Annotated in this window: 16 protein-coding genes and 1 pseudogene; 3 read left to right on the forward strand and 14 right to left on the reverse strand. The window is 55.0% G+C overall.

Annotated elements, in window-relative coordinates:
• Positions 1-25 precede the first annotated feature (25 nt).
• From PAE68_RS16570 to PAE68_RS16580, 3 genes and pseudogenes are all read right to left on the reverse strand, one after another.
• A pseudogene (locus PAE68_RS16570) lies at positions 26-898 on the reverse strand (carbohydrate binding domain-containing protein); the annotation flags it as partial.
• Positions 895-1512 (reverse strand): reverse transcriptase domain-containing protein, encoded by a 618-nt coding sequence (locus PAE68_RS16575; protein ID WP_281888760.1) that lies wholly within the window; start codon positions 1510-1512, stop codon positions 895-897. The gene PAE68_RS16575 and the pseudogene PAE68_RS16570, both read right to left, overlap by 4 nt.
• Positions 1513-1991: 479 nt before the next feature.
• Complete coding sequence (locus PAE68_RS16580) at positions 1992-2348, reverse strand: phytanoyl-CoA dioxygenase family protein (protein ID WP_281888761.1); 357 nt, start codon at positions 2346-2348, stop codon at positions 1992-1994.
• 81 nt (positions 2349-2429) lie between these two features.
• Between PAE68_RS16580 and PAE68_RS16585 the strand changes: the two genes are divergently transcribed.
• Complete coding sequence (locus PAE68_RS16585) at positions 2430-3308, forward strand: AraC family transcriptional regulator (RefSeq protein ID WP_281888762.1); 879 nt, start codon at positions 2430-2432, stop codon at positions 3306-3308.
• A gap of 28 nt (positions 3309-3336) precedes the next feature.
• Here PAE68_RS16585 and PAE68_RS16590 read toward each other — a convergent pair whose 3' ends face one another.
• The 7 genes from PAE68_RS16590 to PAE68_RS16620 form a co-directional block, all read right to left on the reverse strand.
• Positions 3337-3660, reverse strand: coding sequence for an L-rhamnose mutarotase (locus PAE68_RS16590; protein WP_281888763.1), 324 nt, complete (start codon positions 3658-3660; stop codon positions 3337-3339).
• A gap of 6 nt (positions 3661-3666) precedes the next feature.
• Positions 3667-4761, reverse strand: coding sequence for a Gfo/Idh/MocA family protein (locus PAE68_RS16595; protein ID WP_281888764.1), 1095 nt, complete (start codon positions 4759-4761; stop codon positions 3667-3669).
• Positions 4762-4767: 6 nt separating this feature from the next.
• Entirely contained in the window at positions 4768-5211 is a 444-nt protein-coding gene (locus PAE68_RS16600) for a MaoC family dehydratase (RefSeq protein WP_281888766.1), read from the reverse strand.
• Between the two features lie 32 nt (positions 5212-5243).
• The gene (locus tag PAE68_RS16605; protein ID WP_281888767.1) at positions 5244-6194 is read right to left on the reverse strand and encodes an MBL fold metallo-hydrolase; all 951 of its coding nucleotides are present in this window, start codon (positions 6192-6194) and stop codon (positions 5244-5246) included.
• A gap of 64 nt (positions 6195-6258) precedes the next feature.
• A complete protein-coding gene (locus tag PAE68_RS16610) occupies positions 6259-7938 on the reverse strand; it encodes an extracellular solute-binding protein (RefSeq protein ID WP_281888768.1) in 1680 nt (559 codons plus the stop codon).
• 51 nt (positions 7939-7989) lie between these two features.
• Positions 7990-8886, reverse strand: a complete 897-nt coding sequence (locus tag PAE68_RS16615) for a carbohydrate ABC transporter permease (protein ID WP_281888770.1) — start codon at positions 8884-8886, stop codon at positions 7990-7992.
• A gap of 15 nt (positions 8887-8901) precedes the next feature.
• On the reverse strand, positions 8902-9810 hold the full coding sequence (locus PAE68_RS16620) for an ABC transporter permease (protein WP_281888771.1): 909 nt from the start codon (positions 9808-9810) through the stop codon (positions 8902-8904).
• Between the two features lie 68 nt (positions 9811-9878).
• Here PAE68_RS16620 and PAE68_RS16625 point away from each other — a divergent pair, with 68 nt between their 5' ends.
• Positions 9879-10754, forward strand: coding sequence for a helix-turn-helix transcriptional regulator (locus tag PAE68_RS16625; protein WP_281888773.1), 876 nt, complete (start codon positions 9879-9881; stop codon positions 10752-10754).
• Between the two features lie 43 nt (positions 10755-10797).
• On the opposite strand, the gene PAE68_RS16630 is transcribed toward PAE68_RS16625, so the two are convergent.
• Together PAE68_RS16630 and PAE68_RS16635 are read right to left on the reverse strand one after the other, a co-directional pair.
• Positions 10798-12801, reverse strand: a complete 2004-nt coding sequence (locus tag PAE68_RS16630; protein WP_281888775.1) for an alpha-amylase family protein — start codon at positions 12799-12801, stop codon at positions 10798-10800.
• Between the two features lie 220 nt (positions 12802-13021).
• Positions 13022-14530 carry a sulfatase family protein gene (locus PAE68_RS16635; RefSeq protein ID WP_281888777.1) on the reverse strand — a complete coding sequence of 503 codons (1509 nt, stop codon included), beginning with the start codon at positions 14528-14530 and terminating at the stop codon, positions 13022-13024.
• A 121-nt stretch (positions 14531-14651) separates the two neighbouring features.
• Between PAE68_RS16635 and PAE68_RS16640 the strand changes: the two genes are divergently transcribed.
• Positions 14652-15668 (forward strand): AraC family transcriptional regulator, encoded by a 1017-nt coding sequence (locus PAE68_RS16640; protein ID WP_281888779.1) that lies wholly within the window; start codon positions 14652-14654, stop codon positions 15666-15668.
• Positions 15669-15733: 65 nt separating this feature from the next.
• Here PAE68_RS16640 and galA read toward each other — a convergent pair whose 3' ends face one another.
• Both galA and PAE68_RS16650 read right to left on the reverse strand, forming a co-directional pair.
• Positions 15734-18247 (reverse strand): beta-galactosidase GalA, encoded by a 2514-nt coding sequence (gene galA, locus PAE68_RS16645; RefSeq protein ID WP_281888781.1) that lies wholly within the window; start codon positions 18245-18247, stop codon positions 15734-15736.
• 56 nt (positions 18248-18303) lie between these two features.
• A complete protein-coding gene (locus PAE68_RS16650) occupies positions 18304-20844 on the reverse strand; it encodes a sugar-binding protein (protein WP_281888782.1) in 2541 nt (846 codons plus the stop codon).
• Positions 20845-20960 lie beyond the last annotated feature (116 nt).

A 20960-nucleotide genomic window follows, 5' to 3' on the forward strand; every position in this document is an offset into this window, starting at 1 on the left:
GCTTCGAGGCACCGACAATCTCGAATACATCGATCTCCGACTTGTCGCCATCGGACGCCTTCAGCCAGAAGGAGCTTGTGATCGAAGCCTTCGCCGCCTTGGCCTTGATCTCGAAGTAGCCATAGTGCGACTTGCGCGTAGACATGACGGCTGCCGTCGTATAATTCTCATATCGGGTTGTCCCCTCAGGCAGCTTGCTGTTCGCCTCATCCATCTCGGGGATATTCTCATACCTCGCAGTAAGGATCAGCTTGCCGTTCTCCATCCGAACGTTGTTCGCAGAGAAGAAGGAAGGCGCACGACCGCTCCAAAAAATATGATGGTCATGCCACTTCTCCGAGTTCAACTGCTGCGCGTCGAACTCATCGCTGAAGTCGAGGCTGTACTTCCACTTGCCCCTATTATCCGGATCTGAGAACGGGTAGATGCCGTTATCCGTCACTTGATCTGGATATTGCGGCTGCGGGTCTTGGGGAGAAGACGCTTCGACCATCAGCTGGAAGTGGTCGGCATACACCGTCCCCTGCACACCCCGATTGAACACGTACACCTTCGCTGAGGTGCTCGCTGCCCCGGTCGTGAAGGTGAGCTCTACCCGCTCGTACTCCGAACTCGTGATCACCTTGGATGCCGTCTCGGCGCCATTGTATTCCTTCACCCCGAGCGCCAGCTCCTTGCTCGTGCCGACCTTGCCGTAGGCAGTCATCGTATACGTCGTAGCAGGCTTCAGACCGTTGACCACCTGCTCCAGTGAGCCTTGACCGTCATAGACGGCCGCTTGGCTCCCGCTTATGACATGGACAGGCTCTGACGTCGTGCTTGCCGTACCCGTACCCCACGTTTTATGCCACGGATCAAGACTGCTCGCCTCGAAGTCACCGTTACCTACCGCATTCACATAGGCTGGCGCTTCCTGGGCGATCCCAATGTTCGCCGTCCATGCAGCAGGAGCTCGTGATTCAACGTATCGAAGTATTTCGAGAGGTCAATTTCGACCGCGTGCCCGTATCCCTGCTCCGCGTAGGCTTTCACTTTTCGAATTGCTTGCTGTGCACTTCGTCCTGGGCGGTAGACGTAGCTCCCCTCCGAGAACAGCGGTTCAAACAACGGCTGTAGCTGCTGGGCGATCGCTTGTTGGATCACTCGATCTACCACGGTAGGAATACCGAGCTTTCGTACTCCGCTTCCATCTGGCTTGGGAATCTCCTTGCGTCGCACAGGGCTTGGCTTGTAACTTCCATCCCGGATGCTTTGCAAAAGTTCATCTCTATGTTCCCGCAACCACGGCAGTGCCGCCTCGACGGTCATCCCGTCGATTCCCGGCGCTCCATGGTTGCTCTTGACTCGCTTGTAGGCTCTGTTCAGGTTATCCCTGCTCAGTATCCTCTCCAGTAAGTCGCTTGCACCATCTCTTTCTCTGCTTTCCCGAGCTCCGGTGCTCCGCGCTCCTGCATACTCTTCGTGTTCCACACTATCCCTTTGCAGGCAGCCCTTTCGGTATTCTGCTTTCATCGCGCCGGTTCTCCTTCCTGCGTATACTCGAGACTTACGATTGTTCGACCCTTCCCGGAAAAAAATCTTTCCAGTAATATGGCCTCTGCTGACTTCTCAAAGCAAGCTTTACTCCGTCTTTCGAATGATCTACTTGACGTCTGTGAGACCTCTCCGGGTAAGAGCGATAACCTTCCCCTCATCTATCTGCCACATTTACATGATGAGATTCGGGCAGAATTGGACTTTGCTTTGTCATGCAAGCTCGTCCGTCTCACCATGCCTTATATGTGATTTCTGTTCGTCAGACCGAGGGTTTGCCTCCGGCTTCCTTCAGATTCCACCTCGCGGCGGACACCCTTGCCCTTGGCTAACAGTTCCTACTGCCAAGCCTGTAGCGGACTTTCACCGCCAAGTTATCGCCCATGCCGGGCGCACATCCAAAAAGCCTCCACCATCTGACATGGCGGAGGCTTCTTATTAGCTGCAGCTACTACAGCCTACTTCTTATACACGAGCGGGTTCAGCGGACTTGCCGCCACATCACCCGGCGCAAGACCCGGCAGCCAGCGCGCTAGGTCGCTCTTGCGTGCATTCGTATCCGGCTCGATGACCTTCGCACCGTCCGCGTAATAAATAATGGTCATCACCTCGCGCATCGTCGAGGTCGGATTGCCCGGAGCACTGTGCAGCGTCCAGCCGTAATGCCACGTCGCATCGCCCGCTTCTAATGCGCCGTAATTCTCTACTTCCATCTCTTTGGCTTCAATATATTGGGCGAGTGTCTTCTGTGACTCATTCGAGATCGCCAGCTTGCTGATGTAGCCATGCTTGTGTGAGCCGCTGGCGAAGTTCATGGAGCGATCGATATGTATTAGAACATAAGAGATACTTTTTTGTACTTTTCCGACTTTCAATCCAACGAGGAGGAACACGTTATGCAGCCAGCATCGCCGCAGCTGAAGCCAGTCGTCCATTGGGCTCAGCAGCATAAGCAAATGCGCGAGCGCATTATTCACCGCCGTATTCGCGACTTCGAAATATTGCTGCTTGAGCAGGGGACGGTCGAGGTTCAGATCGAAGCGAGGGCGCCCTTTCAGGTGCAGCCCGGGCAATTTTTCATACTGCCGTCAAGGCTCAAGCACCGCGTACAGGTCACCTGTGATACGTATGCGCTGTTCCTCGGGGTACACTTCGACTTCTACAACGAGCTGCATATTGCCAAGGACGAAGACATTATCGTGTACGAGGACAAGGCGGACGACGATTCGTTCTGCAGCCTTCCGGACCAATCGGAGTTCAGCGATTGGCTCGAGGCAGCGAGCGTGCAGGCTACGCCTGACGTGTACAGTCTGCTGGAGCGCATCATTCACGAATTCACCCATCGTCCAGCCGGGTATATGATGTGCTGCCAAGGCCTGCTGCTCCAGCTGTTCGTTCAGATCACAAGAGCGATCCACCAGCACCATCGGGAGCAGGCAAGCGCAGGCACCCAGCAAGCGATCTCGGACCTCGCCCGCACCATCGAGGCTTCGCCGGGAGACGACTGGTCGAACGAGAGGCTTGCCGCCATTCTCAGCGTCAACGTCGATTACATGGGACGGCTATTCAAGAAGTGTATCGGCGCAAGCCCGAATAAGTTCGTCCAGCACATTCGCCATTCGGAAGCGAAGCGTCTGCTCCGCGACACGAATGACACGATCGAGCATATTGGGCGAACGATCGGCTATACGGATGTGCATTACTTCGCTCGTATTTTTCACAAGTGGGAGGGGATGCCGCCGGGGGAGTACCGGAAGCTGTGCCGCTTGCTGTAAGGCAGGCAGAAGGAATGAACACGTCTTACTAATTATGGTGAAACCATTCCTCCATGCTCGCCCACCACTCGCCGGGTGCCCGAGTCTCCAGCGGCTCCTGGCAAGGCTTGCACAGGCTCCACCATTGCTGGGTCATCGGATCGGCTGCCATCGTCTCCATATCACGCTCATAGTTCTCGCCGACATATTCGAAGTAGCTGAACAGATATCCATCCTTATAATAGATGGAATAGTTGTGTATGCTGCATTGGTCGATTATAGCCAGCACCCCTGGCCACACCGCCGCATGAAGCGCTCGGTATTCCTCCAACTTATCCGGGCGCAGTCGAATGACGCTGCCGTAACGCTTCATATCAATCTATCCTTCCTCATTGACTTCAGTAAGTCGAACCGCCCTGCATTCGCGCATGGATCGATAAGCAGCGAACACGAGTCGCATCGTCTGCAGATTGTCGGCAACACTGTTCTCCGGCTGTCTCCCCTCTTCAATCGCACACATGAGCTCGCCCATCGTGCCCATGAAGGCATGTGGGAACCATTTCCCTTCCAGCTTAGGCATTATCCAGCAGTCGGGTGCGAGCTCCTTGGAGGTGAAGCTGAGCGTATCCTCTCGGCCCTGTGGGTAACTGTACAACGCTCCGTTCGTCCCCTTGATCACCCCTCGTGTTCCTTCAAAGCGGTACGTTGCGTACCAATCATCAGTCGTCGATATACTGTTATGATTGTCATGCACAAGTCCTCGGGCTTCGCCGGGGAAGATCAGATGAATCAAAGTACGGGTTTCCCCCTTGCACACCTGCCCGGGGAATTGGGCTCCATCTGCATACACCATCAGCGGGTCCCCGAACAAGAATCGAATTGAATCCAGATAATGAATGCTATGATACATCACCTCCAGCGTGTCGATCGTCCTCAAGAAAGGCCACTGCTCGAACTTCGTCTCGACATTGACCTGAATGGAAGCTTGCGTCAACTCTCCTAGCCATCCCCTCGAGATGATGTCGTGACTCGCTCGAATGCCTGGCGCCCATCGCATCTGCTGGTTGATCGCGCCGATGACATTCGCGGAAGCACATAGCTCGACGATGCGCTTCGCGTCCTTGAATGTAGCCCCGAGCGGCTTCTGACACAAGACATGCTTGCCGGCCAGTGTAGCCAGCCGGACCGCCTCCGGTTGCAGCTCGGCTGGCAAGGCGATGTCTACGATCTCGATATCCGGATCAGCCAGCAGCTCCTCGATCGATGTGTACACACGCGGAATCGAGAATAAGTTGGCTACCTCCTCCGCCCGCTGCAAGCTTCGATTCGTAATGCCGACTACATGGAAGCCTGCCATTCGATACGCTGGAAGGTGCGCTTCCTGTACAATTTCTCCCGCACCAATGATACCGATGCCTCTGCGCTTGTTGCGTGGCAGCTTCGGCTTATAATGGAGCTGTAACGGTTCATTCACGTTGGTTCATCCTCTCCGCTTGTTCACAAGCAGCACATGCTCGCAAGCCATGACCGTATTCCCATGCTGATTCATCACCAACACATCCTCGATGACAAATCCCATATCCGACCGCTTCGGATGCTCATTCTTCTCCTTAATCGTAACCGTAGCATACAGTGTGTCTCCGATAAACACCGGCTTAATGAAGCGAAGCCGATTATAGCCGTAGGAGAATGCCTCGGGATTCAATTCACCTGCGGTCAGTCCAATCCCGATGCTGAATGTGAGCGTTCCATGAGCAATCCGCTGTCCGAACGGCTGCGTCTTGCACCATTCAGCATCCATGTGATGCGGGTAGAAATCTCCGGTCTGTCCGGCATGCAGCACGATGTCTGTCTCAGTGATCGTTCGCCCGCCTGTTTTTCGGTAAGCCTCCAGTTCATAATCCTCATAATAGATACTCCTCATCCTCGATCCTCACTCCTTCTGTTCGTTGCTGATCATGCGATCCCAGCCTTCCACGTCATCTGTCCTCGATGGAGACATCGATGTACGAGCTGCCGGTCACGTAAGTGCTGGCAGTGCGCATAGGTTGTTGCATGAATTTGAAGCCCCAGCTCATATTCAGGGTAATAAGTCATATGGAGACGCTGGGTGAGCTCCTTCAACGTTAACGGCTCGGCAGCCTCCTGCAGCATCTTCACGAGCCTGCTATTGTGAACACGTACAAAATCTCGGGATTTACGAATCGCCTCGGAAATGTGCTCCCCCTCAAGTACGCCAAAGTGACTCGTAGCTGCCGTCTGCAGCTGCAGCGCTTCAAAACGATCCAGCGTCTGAACGTATGACTCCACCTGCTGGTACAGTGGGAATACTCGCTTCCCAACAGGCCCCGTCCCCGCCTGCTGAAGCAGATCCCCGCAGATCGCAGCCTTCATCTCAGGCTGATATAGTAGGAGATGTCCTCGCGAATGTCCGGGCGCATGCATGCACGTGAACGCAACAGCGCCTGTGCAGACCAGCTCACCTTCCACTAGCGCATGGGTGATCGGGACATCTTCGCCGCAATGTCTGAGCACTTCAAGACGATAGCGATCATCCGGCTCCCATTGCCCAGGAAGTGCCTCATACAGCTCCATGAAGTGCCTTCTGCGATTCTCCGCCCACTCCAGGTCATCTCGATGTATATAGAAGTGAATGTCAGAGTTCGCTCTATAGAGAGCGCTATTACCACCGATGTGATCCACATGGGCATGCGTGATGACTACAGACTGTAATTGCGACATCGAACGACCCGTTCGCTGAAGGTAGGGGAGTATGTACTGCTCTGGTGTACGGGCCAATCCGCTATCGACTAGCATCAGTCGCTCACCCTTCACCACATACAGATATAACGGAGACCCATCATCCATCGGGCACGACACCATCTCTATCCAATCCTGAAATCTCAATCACATCTCACCTCCTTAATGTCAACCCTCGTAATCTGCTTATGCGTTCGTCTATGACGCACCGCTACCGCTTATCGTACGCCTCCTGATAGATCTCAACATACCGTTTCAGTTTCATCCCTTTCAATGTATCCAGATACGGTGTCCACTCTGTATTCAAGTCGGCGTCACCTGTTACGAAGCGTGCTACCATCTGATCCACATATTCCAAAATCGTCTTCTGAAGCCCAGCCAGCTCCTCGCTTTGCTCTCGAGTTAGGAACAACGGAGGCAGGATTGTATTCACCTTCATCTGATGAGGCTCGTATAGCTTAGTCGCCTTATACAATCTAACCTCCGGGTTCTGGTCAGCCGTGGCCAGGTCGATCGCTTCAGACAATCGGAAGTCCGAGGAACGTACGGTCGGAGCGGTCTGTGACCAATGCACATTCTGATTCGTCGTCTCTGATGGTACGAGCACTTTATACTTGGCAGCCTGACCGTGAATGCCGATCATACCTTCCTCCGCCTTCACCCAATCTCTGCCCGGTACCCCGTACAACGAGCGCATCATAATTTCGGTTGGATCGTCCCACTTGCCGTAAAATCCGTCCACCCACCGCATCGCCACCTCTGGGTACTTTGCATTCTTCGTAATGAGGAACTTTCCGAACATACTGCCTCCATAAGGATTGTAGGCCGCGAGCTGCACACCTCGGGGCCCCTTCAGCGGCGGTACAGGAGCGAACTCCATCCACTTGCCGCTCGCGCCGAACATCTTGGACATCGCTCCAGTCGCTCCACCTGGTGCGGAGCCGAGTAGATGTGCACCGACTTGCTCGCCCATCTGCTGCAGCTGCATACCATCCTGCGTGAACGACTCAGTCGCCAACAGCCCCTCCTTATGCATCCTGTGCAAGTATTCCAGACCTTGCTTCCACTCCGGCTTGTCGAACGCCACCTCCACCTTACCGCCATTTAGGAACATATGCTTCGTTGAAGTCAGTGTATTATTCGGAATGAACGCATTCATGAGCACGTCGTTGACTCTAGTGTTCCAGCCCTTAGGCGAGCCGGCCAGCGGAATTTCATCTTGAAGACCGTTGCCATTCGGGTCTTGTTCCTTGAACGCCTTCAGCACCTCATAATAGGCTTCTGTCGTGGTCGGCATATCGAGCTTCAGCTTATCAAGCCACGGCTTGTAGATCCATAGCTTCTGCGACAACGTGCAGTGGTAGCATTGCTCGATCTGCGGCAGAGCATAGATACTGCCGTTCGGTGCGGTGAGCACCTCCTTCATGCCAGCAAGCTCAGCGAGCCGCTGCTGCACATTCGGAGCGTGCTTCTCAATCAGTCCGTTCAACGGAAGAAACACGCCATCCTTGCCATAGACCATCTGCTGCTCATTGGATACAGCCATATTCAGCACGACATCCGGGTAATCGCCGCTCGCCAGCATCAGATTCAGCTTCTCTGGAATGCTCTTGGATGGTACGACCTCCCAATCGATATGAACATTCGTCAGCTCCTCATACCACTTCGTAAATTGATTAGTCTCGTAATTCTCAACGAAGTCGCGAGCGCCGACCATTACCTTCAACGTCACCTTCTCCTGCACAAGCGGGTATACCCCTTGCTCTGAGAGAATAACCTGCGTACTCTCAAGCTCAGAAGCTTGATCATTTGAATTTTCTGTGCATGCAGCCAAGAGCATGCTTGATGCAGCCATCATCGCTATGACGGCCATTTTTTTGTTATTGACCATGTACAACCCCTCCAATGTGTAATCCGTGTATGACCGAATCGTAATTCATCCCTACCCCTTCAATGAGCCGATCATCACCCCTTTCACGAAATATTTTTGAACGAACGGATAAATCGCCAGCACCGGCAAACTAGAGACGATTATCAGTGCATATTTCAACAACTCAGCAAGACCTGCCTTGGCTGCCGCTTCCCGTACGTCGTTAATCATCTCCAAGTCAATCTGGTTTTGTACTAATATTTCTCTCATGACCAACTGCAGCGGGTACAGATTCGGGTCCTTCAGGAAAATTAGCGCAGAGAAGAACTGATTCCATTGACCGACCGCATAGAACAGCGTGATCACGGCGATGATCGGAGCAGATAAGGGTACAACCAATTTCCATAAAAATGTAAAATCACTGCAGCCATCCATCTTCGCCGCCTCCAGCAATTCATCGGAAATGTTCATCATGAAGTACGTTCGTGTAATGATCATATTCCAGACCGACAATGCAGACGGAATCAAGATGGCCCATCTCGTATCGAGCATGCCCAGCTCCTTCACGAGTAAATAGTTCGGGATGAGCCCGCCATTGAACAGCATCGTGAATACGAACAGAAACATAATGACATGCTTACCAATCAAATCCTTACGTGATAACGGATACGCAGCGAGTATCGTCAGCACGACACTGATGATGGTGCCGAACACGGTGTAGTAGAAGGAGTTGACGAAGCCCGTCACAATTTTACGATAGCCGAATACAGCCTGATAGCCTTCGAGTGTCGGCTCAACCGGCCACAACCACACCCTACCGGACAGAATCGCATCCGACGAGCTGAATGAAGCGCTTACGATATACAATAATGGATACAGAACAATAATTAGGAATAAGCTTAGTACCATATAGTTGATGACATTAAATAACTGATCACCAAACGGTTCTTTGATCTTACTAGTCTCCATTGCTCAAGTCACCTCCTACCATAGACTTGTTTGCTTCGCACGTCTTGCCAGTTGGTTGACCATGACAAGCAGCACCAGATTAACGACATTTTTGAATACGCCAATGGCCGCCGAGTACGAGAAGTTGGCGATCGGTGAGATTAAGCCGACCTTGTACACGTACGTATCAATAACCTCGGATGTGCGCAGGTTCAACGGATTTTGCATCAGCAGCACCTTCTCGAAGCCAATCTCCATCATATTGCCCACATTCAGGATGAGCAGAATGATGACAATCGGCAAGATCCCCGGCAAGTCAATGTGCCACATCCGCCTCAGCTTCGACGCTCCATCGACGACAGCCGCTTCATGCAGCGAAGGATCGATGCCTGCCAGCCCAGCCAAGTAGATGATGCAGGAGAAGCCGACATTTTGCCAGATGCCTGACCAAACGTAGATGGATTGGAAATAATCAGGGTTGCCCATCCAGTTGCCGATGCTTACACCGAAGAATGAAGCGAGATTCGCGATCAGTCCTGTGCGCGGAGCGAGGAACTGCATCAGAATTCCGACCATTACCACGACAGATATAAAATGGGGCGCATACGAGATCATCTGAACCGTATTCTTGAACATCTTGTTCCGAGCATAGTTCAGACACAGCGCTAGGATAATCGGGAAGGGCGTGCCCGCGATTAATTGGTACAGGCTGAGACTAATCGTATTCCACATCATCGTCCAAAAATCGTGCGACACGAAAAATCGGGTAAAATGCTTCAAGCCTACCCACTCGCTGCCCATGATTCCCTTCACCGCCGAATAGTCCTTAAACGAGATGACAGCTCCGTACATGGGGTAATACTTGAAAATGAGCAGGTAAATGATCGGAAGAGCCAGCATGGCATATAGCTGCCATATATTGAATAGCTTCAGTTTATTAGTCAAATTCCACTACTCCTTCAGACCGGATTTAGCGTATAATTCGATTACTCCCCCTTCTAGGAGGCTTGCCTATGAAAATGCTGGAGCTTGTCATACCTCCGCTGCCTCACTTCATCACAGTCGGTCATTCGTGGTGGAAGCGCGGACAAGTACATTTTAAGCGAAGCTGGAACATCTATGATCTCATCATCGTGACGAACGGAGCTCTCTATATCACAGAGGATGATCAGCCGTATACGATCTCGGCGGGTCAAATGCTGCTGCTGGAGCCCTCGCGTACCCATTGGGGTCATCAGTCCTGCGAGGAAGATACGGAGACGTATTTCGTACACTTCAGCCATCCGTATCCGCACCGTGAGCTGGACAGCAGCGGATTTCCGTGGACGAGCTCCCTCCAGCCTGGCTGCGATCTCGATCCGAGCCCCAGAGGCCATAGTATGTACATACCCAAGTATGCGGACGTTCAGGTGTCTGACCTCATTCCCGTTCTGAACCATATGGTCGAAATTCGCGACCACAGTTTCGTTCAGAATGTACTGGAACTGCATAGCTTGGCCGTGAAGCTGTTCGTCGAGCTGCAACATATTATCTATCGCCAGAAGGCGATGCCAAGATCGCTAGAGCTGTGCACCAAGGTGACCCGCTACATCGAAATGAACTTCAACGCGCCGATTAGCGCACGTCAGCTCGAGACGGAGATTCATTTCAACATCGACTACATTACGCGCTGCATGAAGAAGCATACCGGTATGACGCCTCTTCAATATATGCAGCATATCCGCATCGAACATTCCAAGCGGAAGCTCGCCACTACGATGCTCAGCATTCAAGAAATTGCCGATCACATCGGCTTCGAGCGCAGCAGCTATTTCATTCGCATCTTCCGCGGTAAGGAAGGCATGACGCCTGGACAATATCGGGAGCGGATGCAGCGGATGAACAGCTGAGAGGAGAGGGAGAGTTCCCCCTTCCTCAAGACCGCCTAGCGCTCTACCATTCGACAACGACCATCACATGAATATGCAGCTCGGGGACGGTACAACGCATTTCCCCATCGTGCCAGGACCACTCCAGCTCCTCCATCGTCGGCACCGTGTATACGCGCTTAGGCGGCTGCTGAGGTCGCAGCACGACGGGAATGTCATAGCGGAGAGGCACCTCCTCGATGACGGTATTTCCTGTATGTCGCTTCGCGCTATACTGGGTCAAGTGCAGCACCCACATGCCTTCCTTCTCCATCAGCGATACTTCGACCGAAGGCGAATGTGCATGCACCTCTACGGTCTGCTCCGAGAAGGGAAGCAACGCATCAATCATGTTCAGCACCGACTGGCGTACATGCTTGCTTCCGATCCGGAAGTAATCCCGCGCAAGCTCGGCAGCGCACACGATGACCTCCCCCGCCCCATACGCAGCTCTGACTGCACCCGGATATGACGCTTTCTCACCAACCGGCGCGTGAAAATGCCCATACCGCTGAGACGGTGGAATATTCTCATAAGGCCGATACGCCTCTGCGACGATCGCTGCCCCTTCATATACATCCCATCGAGGAAAGTAGCCCTTGACGAACATGGGGGCGCTTGGCACGTCCTTGGCTATCTGCTCCACTGGCTGGAAGAACTCGCCGTCCTCGCAGGCGTTGCCCAGCCAGCGAACCTTGGCTACCCGCTCAAGCCAGCTTCTCCAGAGCGTACTGCTCCACAGACCTCCTCCAGTCACGAGCAGCTTGCCGCCGTTGTACACATAAGCGTCCAGGTTCACTGACATAGCCTCGTCGAGCGACACATTCTCGGCAAGCCAGATCAGCTTGAAGGGTTCGAGCTCGTGCTGAGCGTCGATGACGTCAAAGTGGCGATTGCCTTCGAGCAGCGTCAAGCCTGCTCCGTACAGCGACTCGGGTGCCTGATGCCCGAAGTCCTCGGCCCGGTCGCCTCGAACCATCTGCTGGTAATCAGCTAGTATGGCAATATAAGGCACCGTTCTGGCATCGAGCGCCCAATCTTCACGGTCCTTCACGAACTCGTAGGCCGTGCCGATCAAGTCGTAGACGGCCTGCTCCGGCTTGCCGCTTGCGGGCAAATGATCTCCGATGCAGATCGCTCCAAGTGTTGCAAGAATCGTTGCACATTCATACTTCAGCTGCACCTCGTTGTTCAAGCTGCCGAAGTAGCCCCAGTTTTTGGGGAAGCGGGTCGTCTGGGCATTATGCGGGATACCAAGATTGCGAATATATCGCGACATGACGGCATAATGATAGCTGTTCCAGCTGACAGGCGCCTCCAGCTCGATGGAATCGAGTGACTTGGAGCGCGCACCGCCGACGAACCATCGACAGTTGGAGGTGAATCCCATATCAGGATTAGCTTCCTTGACAATCGTCCTGGCCTCGGCCATAAACGACTCCAAGGTATGCTCCCATAGCTTAGCCAGATCTGAGGGCTGATGAATATTAAGCCCCAGCTCCACCGCCTTCGTGCGGCAATGACTGCAGTAGCATGTATCCCGAGGATACGTCACCATGTCGAGGAACACGCCAGCGACCTGTGGAAACTGACGAACGAAGTCCCGCAGCTGCGGATAGAACCACTCTGTTACATACGGCGAGTTGAAGCACGCCCATCCCCATTCTTTACCGCCATTCGTATCGAGCCGCCTCCCGCTCTCGCACACCATCGCCCACTCCGGATGCTCCACCACCGATCGGTCGTTAATGCCCGGACCGAAGTGAACATAGATCGTAATGCCCTCCCGCTCCGCTGCTGGCAGCAGCTCTCTCAGCATATCCGTCTTCAATCCAGGATGAACGGGAGCATGCTCCGATTCATAATAGGCATTGCCGCAAGCACATAGCCCGAATACGACCGTTGCTGCGTTAATATGTGCGTTCTTCCACACTTTCACGAGCTTCTCCGCGTCAAATTGCTGTCCGACCTCCTTCACCCAATACGGCGTATGAAAGTCTAAGTGGATTTTACGATTTTCGTTCTGCATCGTTTTCAAGCTTCCTCTACCTTCTTTCGAGACTTATGTACGTGGATTGGATCCGCTTACACAAACTATCATATCGAGAATGAAGCTGTTTCATAAGGACCTGAAGCGACTTCCGATGCTCGGATTTCGACCTATCTGCAGCAGTCCAAAAAAAGACCGTTAAAGCAAACATTTCGTTCGAAATGTTGCCTCAACGGCCTATGGGGTGAGCCTAAACCTTCTAAGCGTGATATATTCTCGGCATCGCGAGCGGCTCCTTGCCAAGCTCCGCCCAGACATACTTCAGCAGCAGCTCGGTCTTCAGTCCCGAACAAGACGGATCGTCCCACCGATTGTGCAGCTCGCCCGGATCCTCCTGCAGATCGAACAACTCGCCGTACGACTGGTTGTAGTACACCGTCAGCTTGTAGCGCTGATCGACATACGTGCGCTGATGAATCGTCGTCGGCTCGTGTCGGAATTCGCAGATAATATGATCTCTCGCGCTGCTCTTGCCCCCTGTCCATACCGCAGACTGATCAACACCCGTCATCCAGACCGGAATCGGCAGCCCTGCGAATGATAGGAACGTCGGTGCGAGGTCGACGAGCGACACGAGTGCATCCGACTGAACATTCGCTGGCACCTTGCCCGGATAGCGAACGATGAACGGCAGCTTGATCAAGTCCTCGTACATGAAGCCGCCCTTCGCCTGCAGCCCGTGCTGCCCGAAGAAGTGACCGTGGTCCGTCGTGAACACAACGATCGTATCCTCTGCCAGACCGAGCTCCTCCAAGCGATCGAGTATGCGTCCGATGTACTTGTCCATCATGCTGACCATGCCGTAATACGTTGCGACGAGCTGCTTACGCTCCGACTCTGGCATGAGGTGGGAGTGGTAGCCGTGAATGCCATACCCCGTCTCCTTCCACGCCGAGAAGTCCGGACGCTCCTGCTGCGTCATGCCGAAGTGCGGCGGATTGTTGTCATGCTCACCGGGAGTCACCTCGGGAATCGTCAGCTTCTCCGGATCATACATCGTATCCCACGGCTCAGACACGAGATACGGCGGATGCGGATCGAAGAAGCTCGCCCATAGGAAGAAGCTCTCGTCCTGATCCTTATACTGCTCCAGCAGCGCGTTCGTTCGCTCCGCGATCCACGTATTGTAATGGTACTCCTCCGGCAACTCCCATCGATGCAGCTGCTTCGGGTCCATCGTACCCGTCGGCGCAAGGAAGTAGTCTCTCCAGTTCGTACAGCCCTTCTCCTCCATCCAGATCGCATAATGCTGCCCGACGTGCGCCTCGTTCGTATGGTTCCGTGCAAGCTCGACATGGTCGAAGCCGTAGAAGCTGTCACTGAACTGACGCCAGTAGTCGAGATCCTGCAGCAGCGGGTACGACTCCAGTGACGGATAAGCCTCATTGCCCATTAGTGGTTGAAAATGCGCCTTGCCGACCAGCGCCGTCCGGTAGCCCGCCTCTTGGAAATCCGTCCCGACGACGTGCCGATCCTCCAGCAGCTTCGTGCCGAGCGTCCATGCGCCGTGCTGGCTCGGATATTGTCCAGTAATGATCGATGCACGTGTCGGCGTGCATGTCGGATTCGGGCAATACGCCCGCGTGAACGTCGTCCCCTCTCGCACGAGACGGTCCAGATTCGGTGTCGACAGCTCCGGGTTGAAGGCGCCGATTGTATTCCAATGCTGCTGATCACTTGTAATTAGTAAAATGTTCGGTTTTCTCATCGTCGTCGATCCACTCCTTCATATTCATGCCTCTCTTAGAATCGTAACAAAGATCGTTCACAGCCTACATACCAAAATGTTATACTCTTTAGTAAAATGTAAGATTCGAGGTGTATCGCATATGAAGGAATACGCCCACGAGTTCGCGGACATCCGCATGCAGGTGCCGAGCGACCTGCAGCGAAGCGGCGGTCTCTATGTGCTCCGCTCTGGCTACAACCGTGCGAAGCCGGGCTATGATGTTGGGCCGAAGCGAATTGAATGCTACAGCCTTCACTTCATTCGAAGTGGAAGACTGTGCCTCGAGGATAAGGGCAGCACGCACGAGCTGTACGCGGGACAGCTGTTCGTCCTGTTCCCTCACGTCACCTACCGATACTACATAGCGGAGAACAGCCCGGAGCTGTCGCTCAGCTGGCTCGCGATGGGCGGACCGCAAGCGGCGGCGACAGTCGAAGCGCTCGGACTGACGCGCAGTCGGCCGTCGATGCCCGTACAGCTCGACGCAACGCTGCGTGCCCTGCTGAGCCGCATCCACGACTCGATGGGCGGACGGCCATACCAGCAGCTGAGCGACGTCTACGCGCTGCTGGAGCTGCTGCAGCTTGCTCGCGAGCAAGCGCTGGGGCAAGCGTCCGGGCAAGCGAGCAGACAGCCGCGTGAGCAGGCGCCGACGGAGGCCGTGGAGCAGACGGGTCAAGATAAGAAGTTACCTCAACAGAGGCTCATTGCTTCAACAGAGCATCCAAGGCATGGCGAGCACTTGCCTCAACAGCGGACTGTAGCTGCAGCAGAGCAGCAGGCCGCTGAGCCATCCGGCCGAGCACCCTGGCTCGACTATTGCGCACGCTACATGCAGCTGCACTACGCCGAGCCGCTGCGAGTGGATGCCCTCGCCGCCGAGGTAGGCATACACCGCTCCCACTTCTCATTCGCCTTCCGCGAACGCTTCGGGACGTCGCCCAAAGCCTACTTGACGAAGCTGCGAATGACGAAGGCGCTCGAGCTCATACGGGCAGACCGACTCTCGCTCATTCAAGAGATCGCACTCACGGTCGGATATCCGGACCTGTTCACCTTCACTCGGGCGTTCACCCGGTACTACGGCATGTCGCCGACGGAGGCGAGGATGAAGTAAGGATCAGCACACTGCGCATAGAGCCCTCTCCGTACGCAACGAAGAGGGCTCTTACACCATTACCCTTACACGCCTCCATCCGCTGCATCCAGACGGCCGACAACATGCAGTACATCTTCGTCTGCCAGACCTATGGACGGAACGAACCTGACACCTGCGGCATCTTCTGCCTGAACCGACCGAAGCACGAGCTCCGCTGACGCGAGCCCCGGCGACTTCGCCATCAGACGAAGCTCGCCCGCCTCGTCGGTCGTCTGAACGAGCACCTGACATAACCCGTGATACGCCTTGCGCTGCGGCTTCTTGTCCTCCTCACGGCTGACCGGATTACCGTTGCCAGTACCGATCAGCTTGCCCGGTCCTTCGAGGGAGAATACGATCTCGTGGTCCGCGCCTGGAACGAGACGGCCGCTCGCGTCGACGACCCTCACTTCAACGATGCCTACATCCTCATGATCCGCCGTCAGATCGAATCGAGCGGAGCGCAGCTCGAGCTTCGCAGCACCTGTTGTCGTCTCGATGTCCGTTGTCACAACGAGCGCACCATTCGTATACCCCTTCGCCGTCAAGCGACCCTGCGCATAAGGCACCTGCCACTCCGGATGACCGTGCGGCGGCACGATCTGCTTCCCGAGACTCTGCCCGTTCAAGAAGAGCTCCACCTCATCCATATTCGTGAACGCCCACACGTCGATCACTTCGCCTTCATTGCCTGCCCAGTCCCAATGCGGGAATACGTGCAGCACCGGCTCCTCCGTCCATCTGGCCTTATAATAGTAGAAGATATCCTTGGCGAAGCCGCAGAAGTCCATAATGCCATAACGAGATAGCACGCTCGGATACTCATACGGGAACGTCTCGCCACGATAGTCGAACCCGGTCCACACGAACAGGCCCGCCACATACGGCCGCTCTGCCGCTGCCTTCCAAGCCTCCTCCGGCTGTGCCCCCCATACTGGATACGTCTCACCGTAGCCGCTCACGATGCCTTGGCGCTTCGGATTCGACCAGATGCACAGCTGGTTCGCATGCTCAGAGAGCACAAGCGGCGGCTCCGAATGCTCCTCCTTGTACAGCCCGCGGGTCGAGAGCGTGGAGGCGTTCTCCGAGCCGATGCAGCCCTGATCAGGGAACCTCTCCCGGAATTGATCGTAAGCATTCCAATTGCGACGCATCATATAGTTGAAGCCGTGTACATCGAGATGGAAGCCGTGCTGCTCATGAAATTCGGTCATCGGCAGCCAGTCGCCATTCATGCCATACGTACACGCGCGAGTCGGGTCCAGCTTATGCGCAAGCCGCTGCATACGGCTCATAATGCGGACGCCGACCTCGCGTCCTTGAATGCCCATCTCCTCATTACCGAGCGACCAGAGGATGACGGATGGATGATTGCGGTCGCGCTTAATCAAGCTGCGCAGCTGCTCCAGCGCCTCCTCACTCGTCTCCGTGAAGCGCACCTCGTCGATGACGAGCATCCCGAGGCGGTCGCACGCCTCCAGCAGCGCAGGGGTCGGCGGATTGTGCGACGTCCGGTACGCATTGCCGCCCATCTCCTTCAGCCGTTGAATGCGGAATTCATGGACCGCTGCAGGGAGCGCCATACCAACACCTGCATGATCCTCGTGACAGCATACGCCCTTGAGCTTCACAGGCTTGCCGTTCAGCAGGAACCCTTGCTGTGGGTCGAAGCGGATGGAGCGAATGCCGAATGGAGTGTCATAGCTGTCGACGACGACGCCAGCCTGCCGCAGCATCGTATGCGCCGTATACAGGTGCGGCGCATCAACAGACCATAGAATCGGCAGCTCCACCTCGGCGTCCTGCTTCAGCACGAGACGCTCCTCGCTCGCGATGACCGCGGTCGTCTGCACCTCACAGACGGTACGGCCTTGCGGATCGATGAGCACAGTGACCAGCTCAAACGTGACGTCGTGCAGCTCGTCATTGTGAACCTCCGTCTCCAGCGTGACGACGGCAGATGTGTGAGTCTCATTGAGCTCTGACGTCACACACGTCCCCCATTGCGGAACATGCAGCCGATGCGTCTTCACGAGTCGCACGTCACGGTAGATGCCGCCCCCCTCGTACCACCAGCCCTCGAACTCTGTAGCATCAGCTCGTACAGCGACCACGTTGGGCCCACCATAGCAAGCGACATCCGTTATGTCGTAGGAGAAGCTGGTATAGCCGCTCAGATGCCGTCCGAGGAAGTGTCCGTTCAGCCAGACCGAGCAATCACGGAACACCCCGTCGAACTCCAGCCGCAGACACTTCCCCTCATCCTCTGCCGGCAGCTCGAACGATTTGCGGTACCAGCCAATGCCCTTAACCAGCGACCCGTGGGAGGCCGGTACAGCCTCGCTGTAGGCCGACCGCTCGAGCACGAAGTCGTGAGGCACCTGCACAAGCCTCCATGCCGTGTCATCGTATCCCCACTTGGCGACACCGTTATTCCCCGACTTGATCCACTGCGAATTGATATACCGCTCTTGGTGAATCGCGTTGAAGTTGCGCTCGGCGATGTCCCCCTCATGAAACTTCCAATCCAGATTCATATTCCATATTTCACGTGCCAATGGTGCCACTTCCTTCCTGCTAGAGTCATAGCCTCATCCGATACTAAAACATCTTATCACTCTATAAGCTGTTTTCCCATAACATTTAGATCAGGTAGATCAATTTTCCCATTTCCGTTCCGATCCCCGGACTGGATCTGCCACCAATCGGAATCACGCTTGGTCCTGCCGTAGCTCTTGGAGACGATACCCAGATCGCCGATTCCAGCCTTCCCATCACCATTGAGATCGACGAGGCTTCGAACCACTGCAACCTGCTTACGCACCGTCTGAAGCGACTTCTCTTCACCCGCTCCGTTCGAGACGTCAGCAGAGAGCTCGAACGACCCGCCAGCAGCTCGCGAGCCTGCCTTGGACTTGAACTTCAGTGCAAGCACATCCGTCGCTCCAGCTACAGCTCCGTTCGCGCCAAGACTGGCCAGCACGATACGAATGCGTCCCTCTTGCTTATCATGCTCAAGATCGCCAACCTGACGCAGCTCATTCGGGATCACCTCAGCGCCCTTGAACTCGAATACGCTCGCATCATATTGCACTGTAACCTCTTGCGCATAGATCGGGTCCGCAGCGTCCACTCCAGCAAGACCGTACGTCAACACGTACGACTCCTCGCTCTGAACCGCATCCGCGCCCTGAAGATTAGCCTCAAGCTCGGAGGCTGCTTCAGGAGCAAGCTCCAGAATGCCGGCCATGCTCATGTCCTTCCATACGAGATCGAGCGGGTCATTCCAGCCGAGGTAGCCGACACGCACGCCAGCCTGAGCCGTCGCATCGTTCACCTGCACATCGAACCCGATCTGCGCACCCACCTGCGGAGCAGCCGACTGCCAAGGGATCGCCAGCTCTACCCGATAACCGCCCTCCATCCTCTCAACCCTACGCAGAAGACCATCCGGAACGTTCAATCCCGACACCTGTGCCAAATAATCGACATTGATCTTGCGATCGTTACTGTCATAAGGCGACGCGCCTTCACGCCCTTCATCGATATAGATCTCCACGGAGTCGTTCTGGTACGTATCCTTCGGGTTCGTCCCCGCCAGCTCCTGATCCTGAACCTCGGCGAGCACATAGAGGTAGCTCTCATCCCATAGGGTGCGCACAGCTGCAGCGTTGAGCGGAGCGCCGCCCTTCGTCCGCAGCGGGCCAAGATTAGCCGCCTTGCTCCAGAGTGCATCGACTTGACCGTCGATCACAGGTGTCCCCTTCACCGCACTTGCCAGCTTCGGCTCCGGCAGCTCGTAGCCCGAATCGTCCGAGGCCGGCTCGTTCGTGCGCCACACCCGAACGTAGTCGACCTCATAGTCCGCCGGAAGCGATGCCGGGTCCGGGTAGCCGTGCCACGCGAACGTTTCCATATCCATGATGATATATTCCGGTGTTTGCCAATGCAGATTTTTTTGCGCTCGCACCAGCTTGCCGTCGTAGTAGTACTTGATCCATTTCTCATTCCATTCTAATCCATATACGTGAAAATCTTCAGTCAAATCATCCTCCGTATGATAGTCATAAGGGAAGCTCACGTCGCGTCCGCCCGGTCCGTCCGGGTAATAGTGCAGATTCGTCGGGAACAGCTTCGAGAAGTAAGGCTTCAGCTTCGAGGCACCGACAATCTCGAATACATCGATCTCCGACTTGTCGCCATCGGACGCCTTCAGCCAGAAGGAGCTTGTGATCGAAGCCTTCGCCGCCTTGGCCTTGATCTCGAAGTAGCCATAGTGCGACTTGCGCGTAGACATGACGGCTGCCGTCGTATAATTCTCATACCGGGTTGCCCCCTCAGGCAGCTTGCTGTTCGCCTCATCCATCTCGGGGATGTTCTCATACCTCGCAGTAAGGATCAGCTTGCCGTTCTCCATCCGAACGTTGTTCGCAGAGAAGAAGGAAGGCGCACGACCGCTCCAAAAAATATGATGGTCATGCCACTTCTCCGAGTTCAACTGCTGCGCGTCGAACTCATCGCTGAAGTCGAGGCTGTACTTCCACTTGCCCCTATTATCCGGATCTGAGAACGGGTAGATGCCGTTATCCGTCACTTGATCTGGATATTGCGGCTGCGGGTCTTGGGGAGAAGACGCTTCGACCATCAGCTGGAAGTGGTCGGCATACACCGTCCCCTGCACACCCCGATTGAACACGTACACCTTCGCTGAGGTGCTCGCTGCCCCGGTCGTGAAGGTGAGCTCTACCCGCTCGTACTCCGAACTCGTGATCACCTTGGATGCCGTCTCGGCGCCATTGTATTCCTTCACCCCGAGCGCCAGCTCCTTGCTCGTGCCGACCTTGCCGTAGGCAGTCATCGTATACGTCGTAGCAGGCTTCAGACCGTTGACCACCTGCTCCAGTGAGCCTTGACCGTCATAGACGGCCGCTTGGCTCCCGCTTATGACATGGACAGGCTCTGACGTCGTGCTTGCCGTACCCGTACCCCACGTTTTATGCCACGGATCAAGACTGCTCGCCTCGAAGTCACCGTTACCTACCGCATTCACATAGGCTGGCGCTTCCTGGGCGATCCCAATGTTCGCCGTCCATGCAGCAGGGACCGTGGACAGCAGCACGGCCATACTCAAGAGCACTTTCCCTAATCCTCTCATACCTTCATCCTCCTTCGATTGTACACAAGCTTAAGATTTTACAGCTTTTTCGTTCATATTTTGTATGTTCGATACGGCTCTTCTTTCTCTACAATAACGATAGGGCAACCCACTAT

This window comes from Paenibacillus sp. YYML68, assembly GCF_027923405.1.
Taxonomy (GTDB): Bacteria; Bacillota; Bacilli; order Paenibacillales; family NBRC-103111; genus Paenibacillus_G.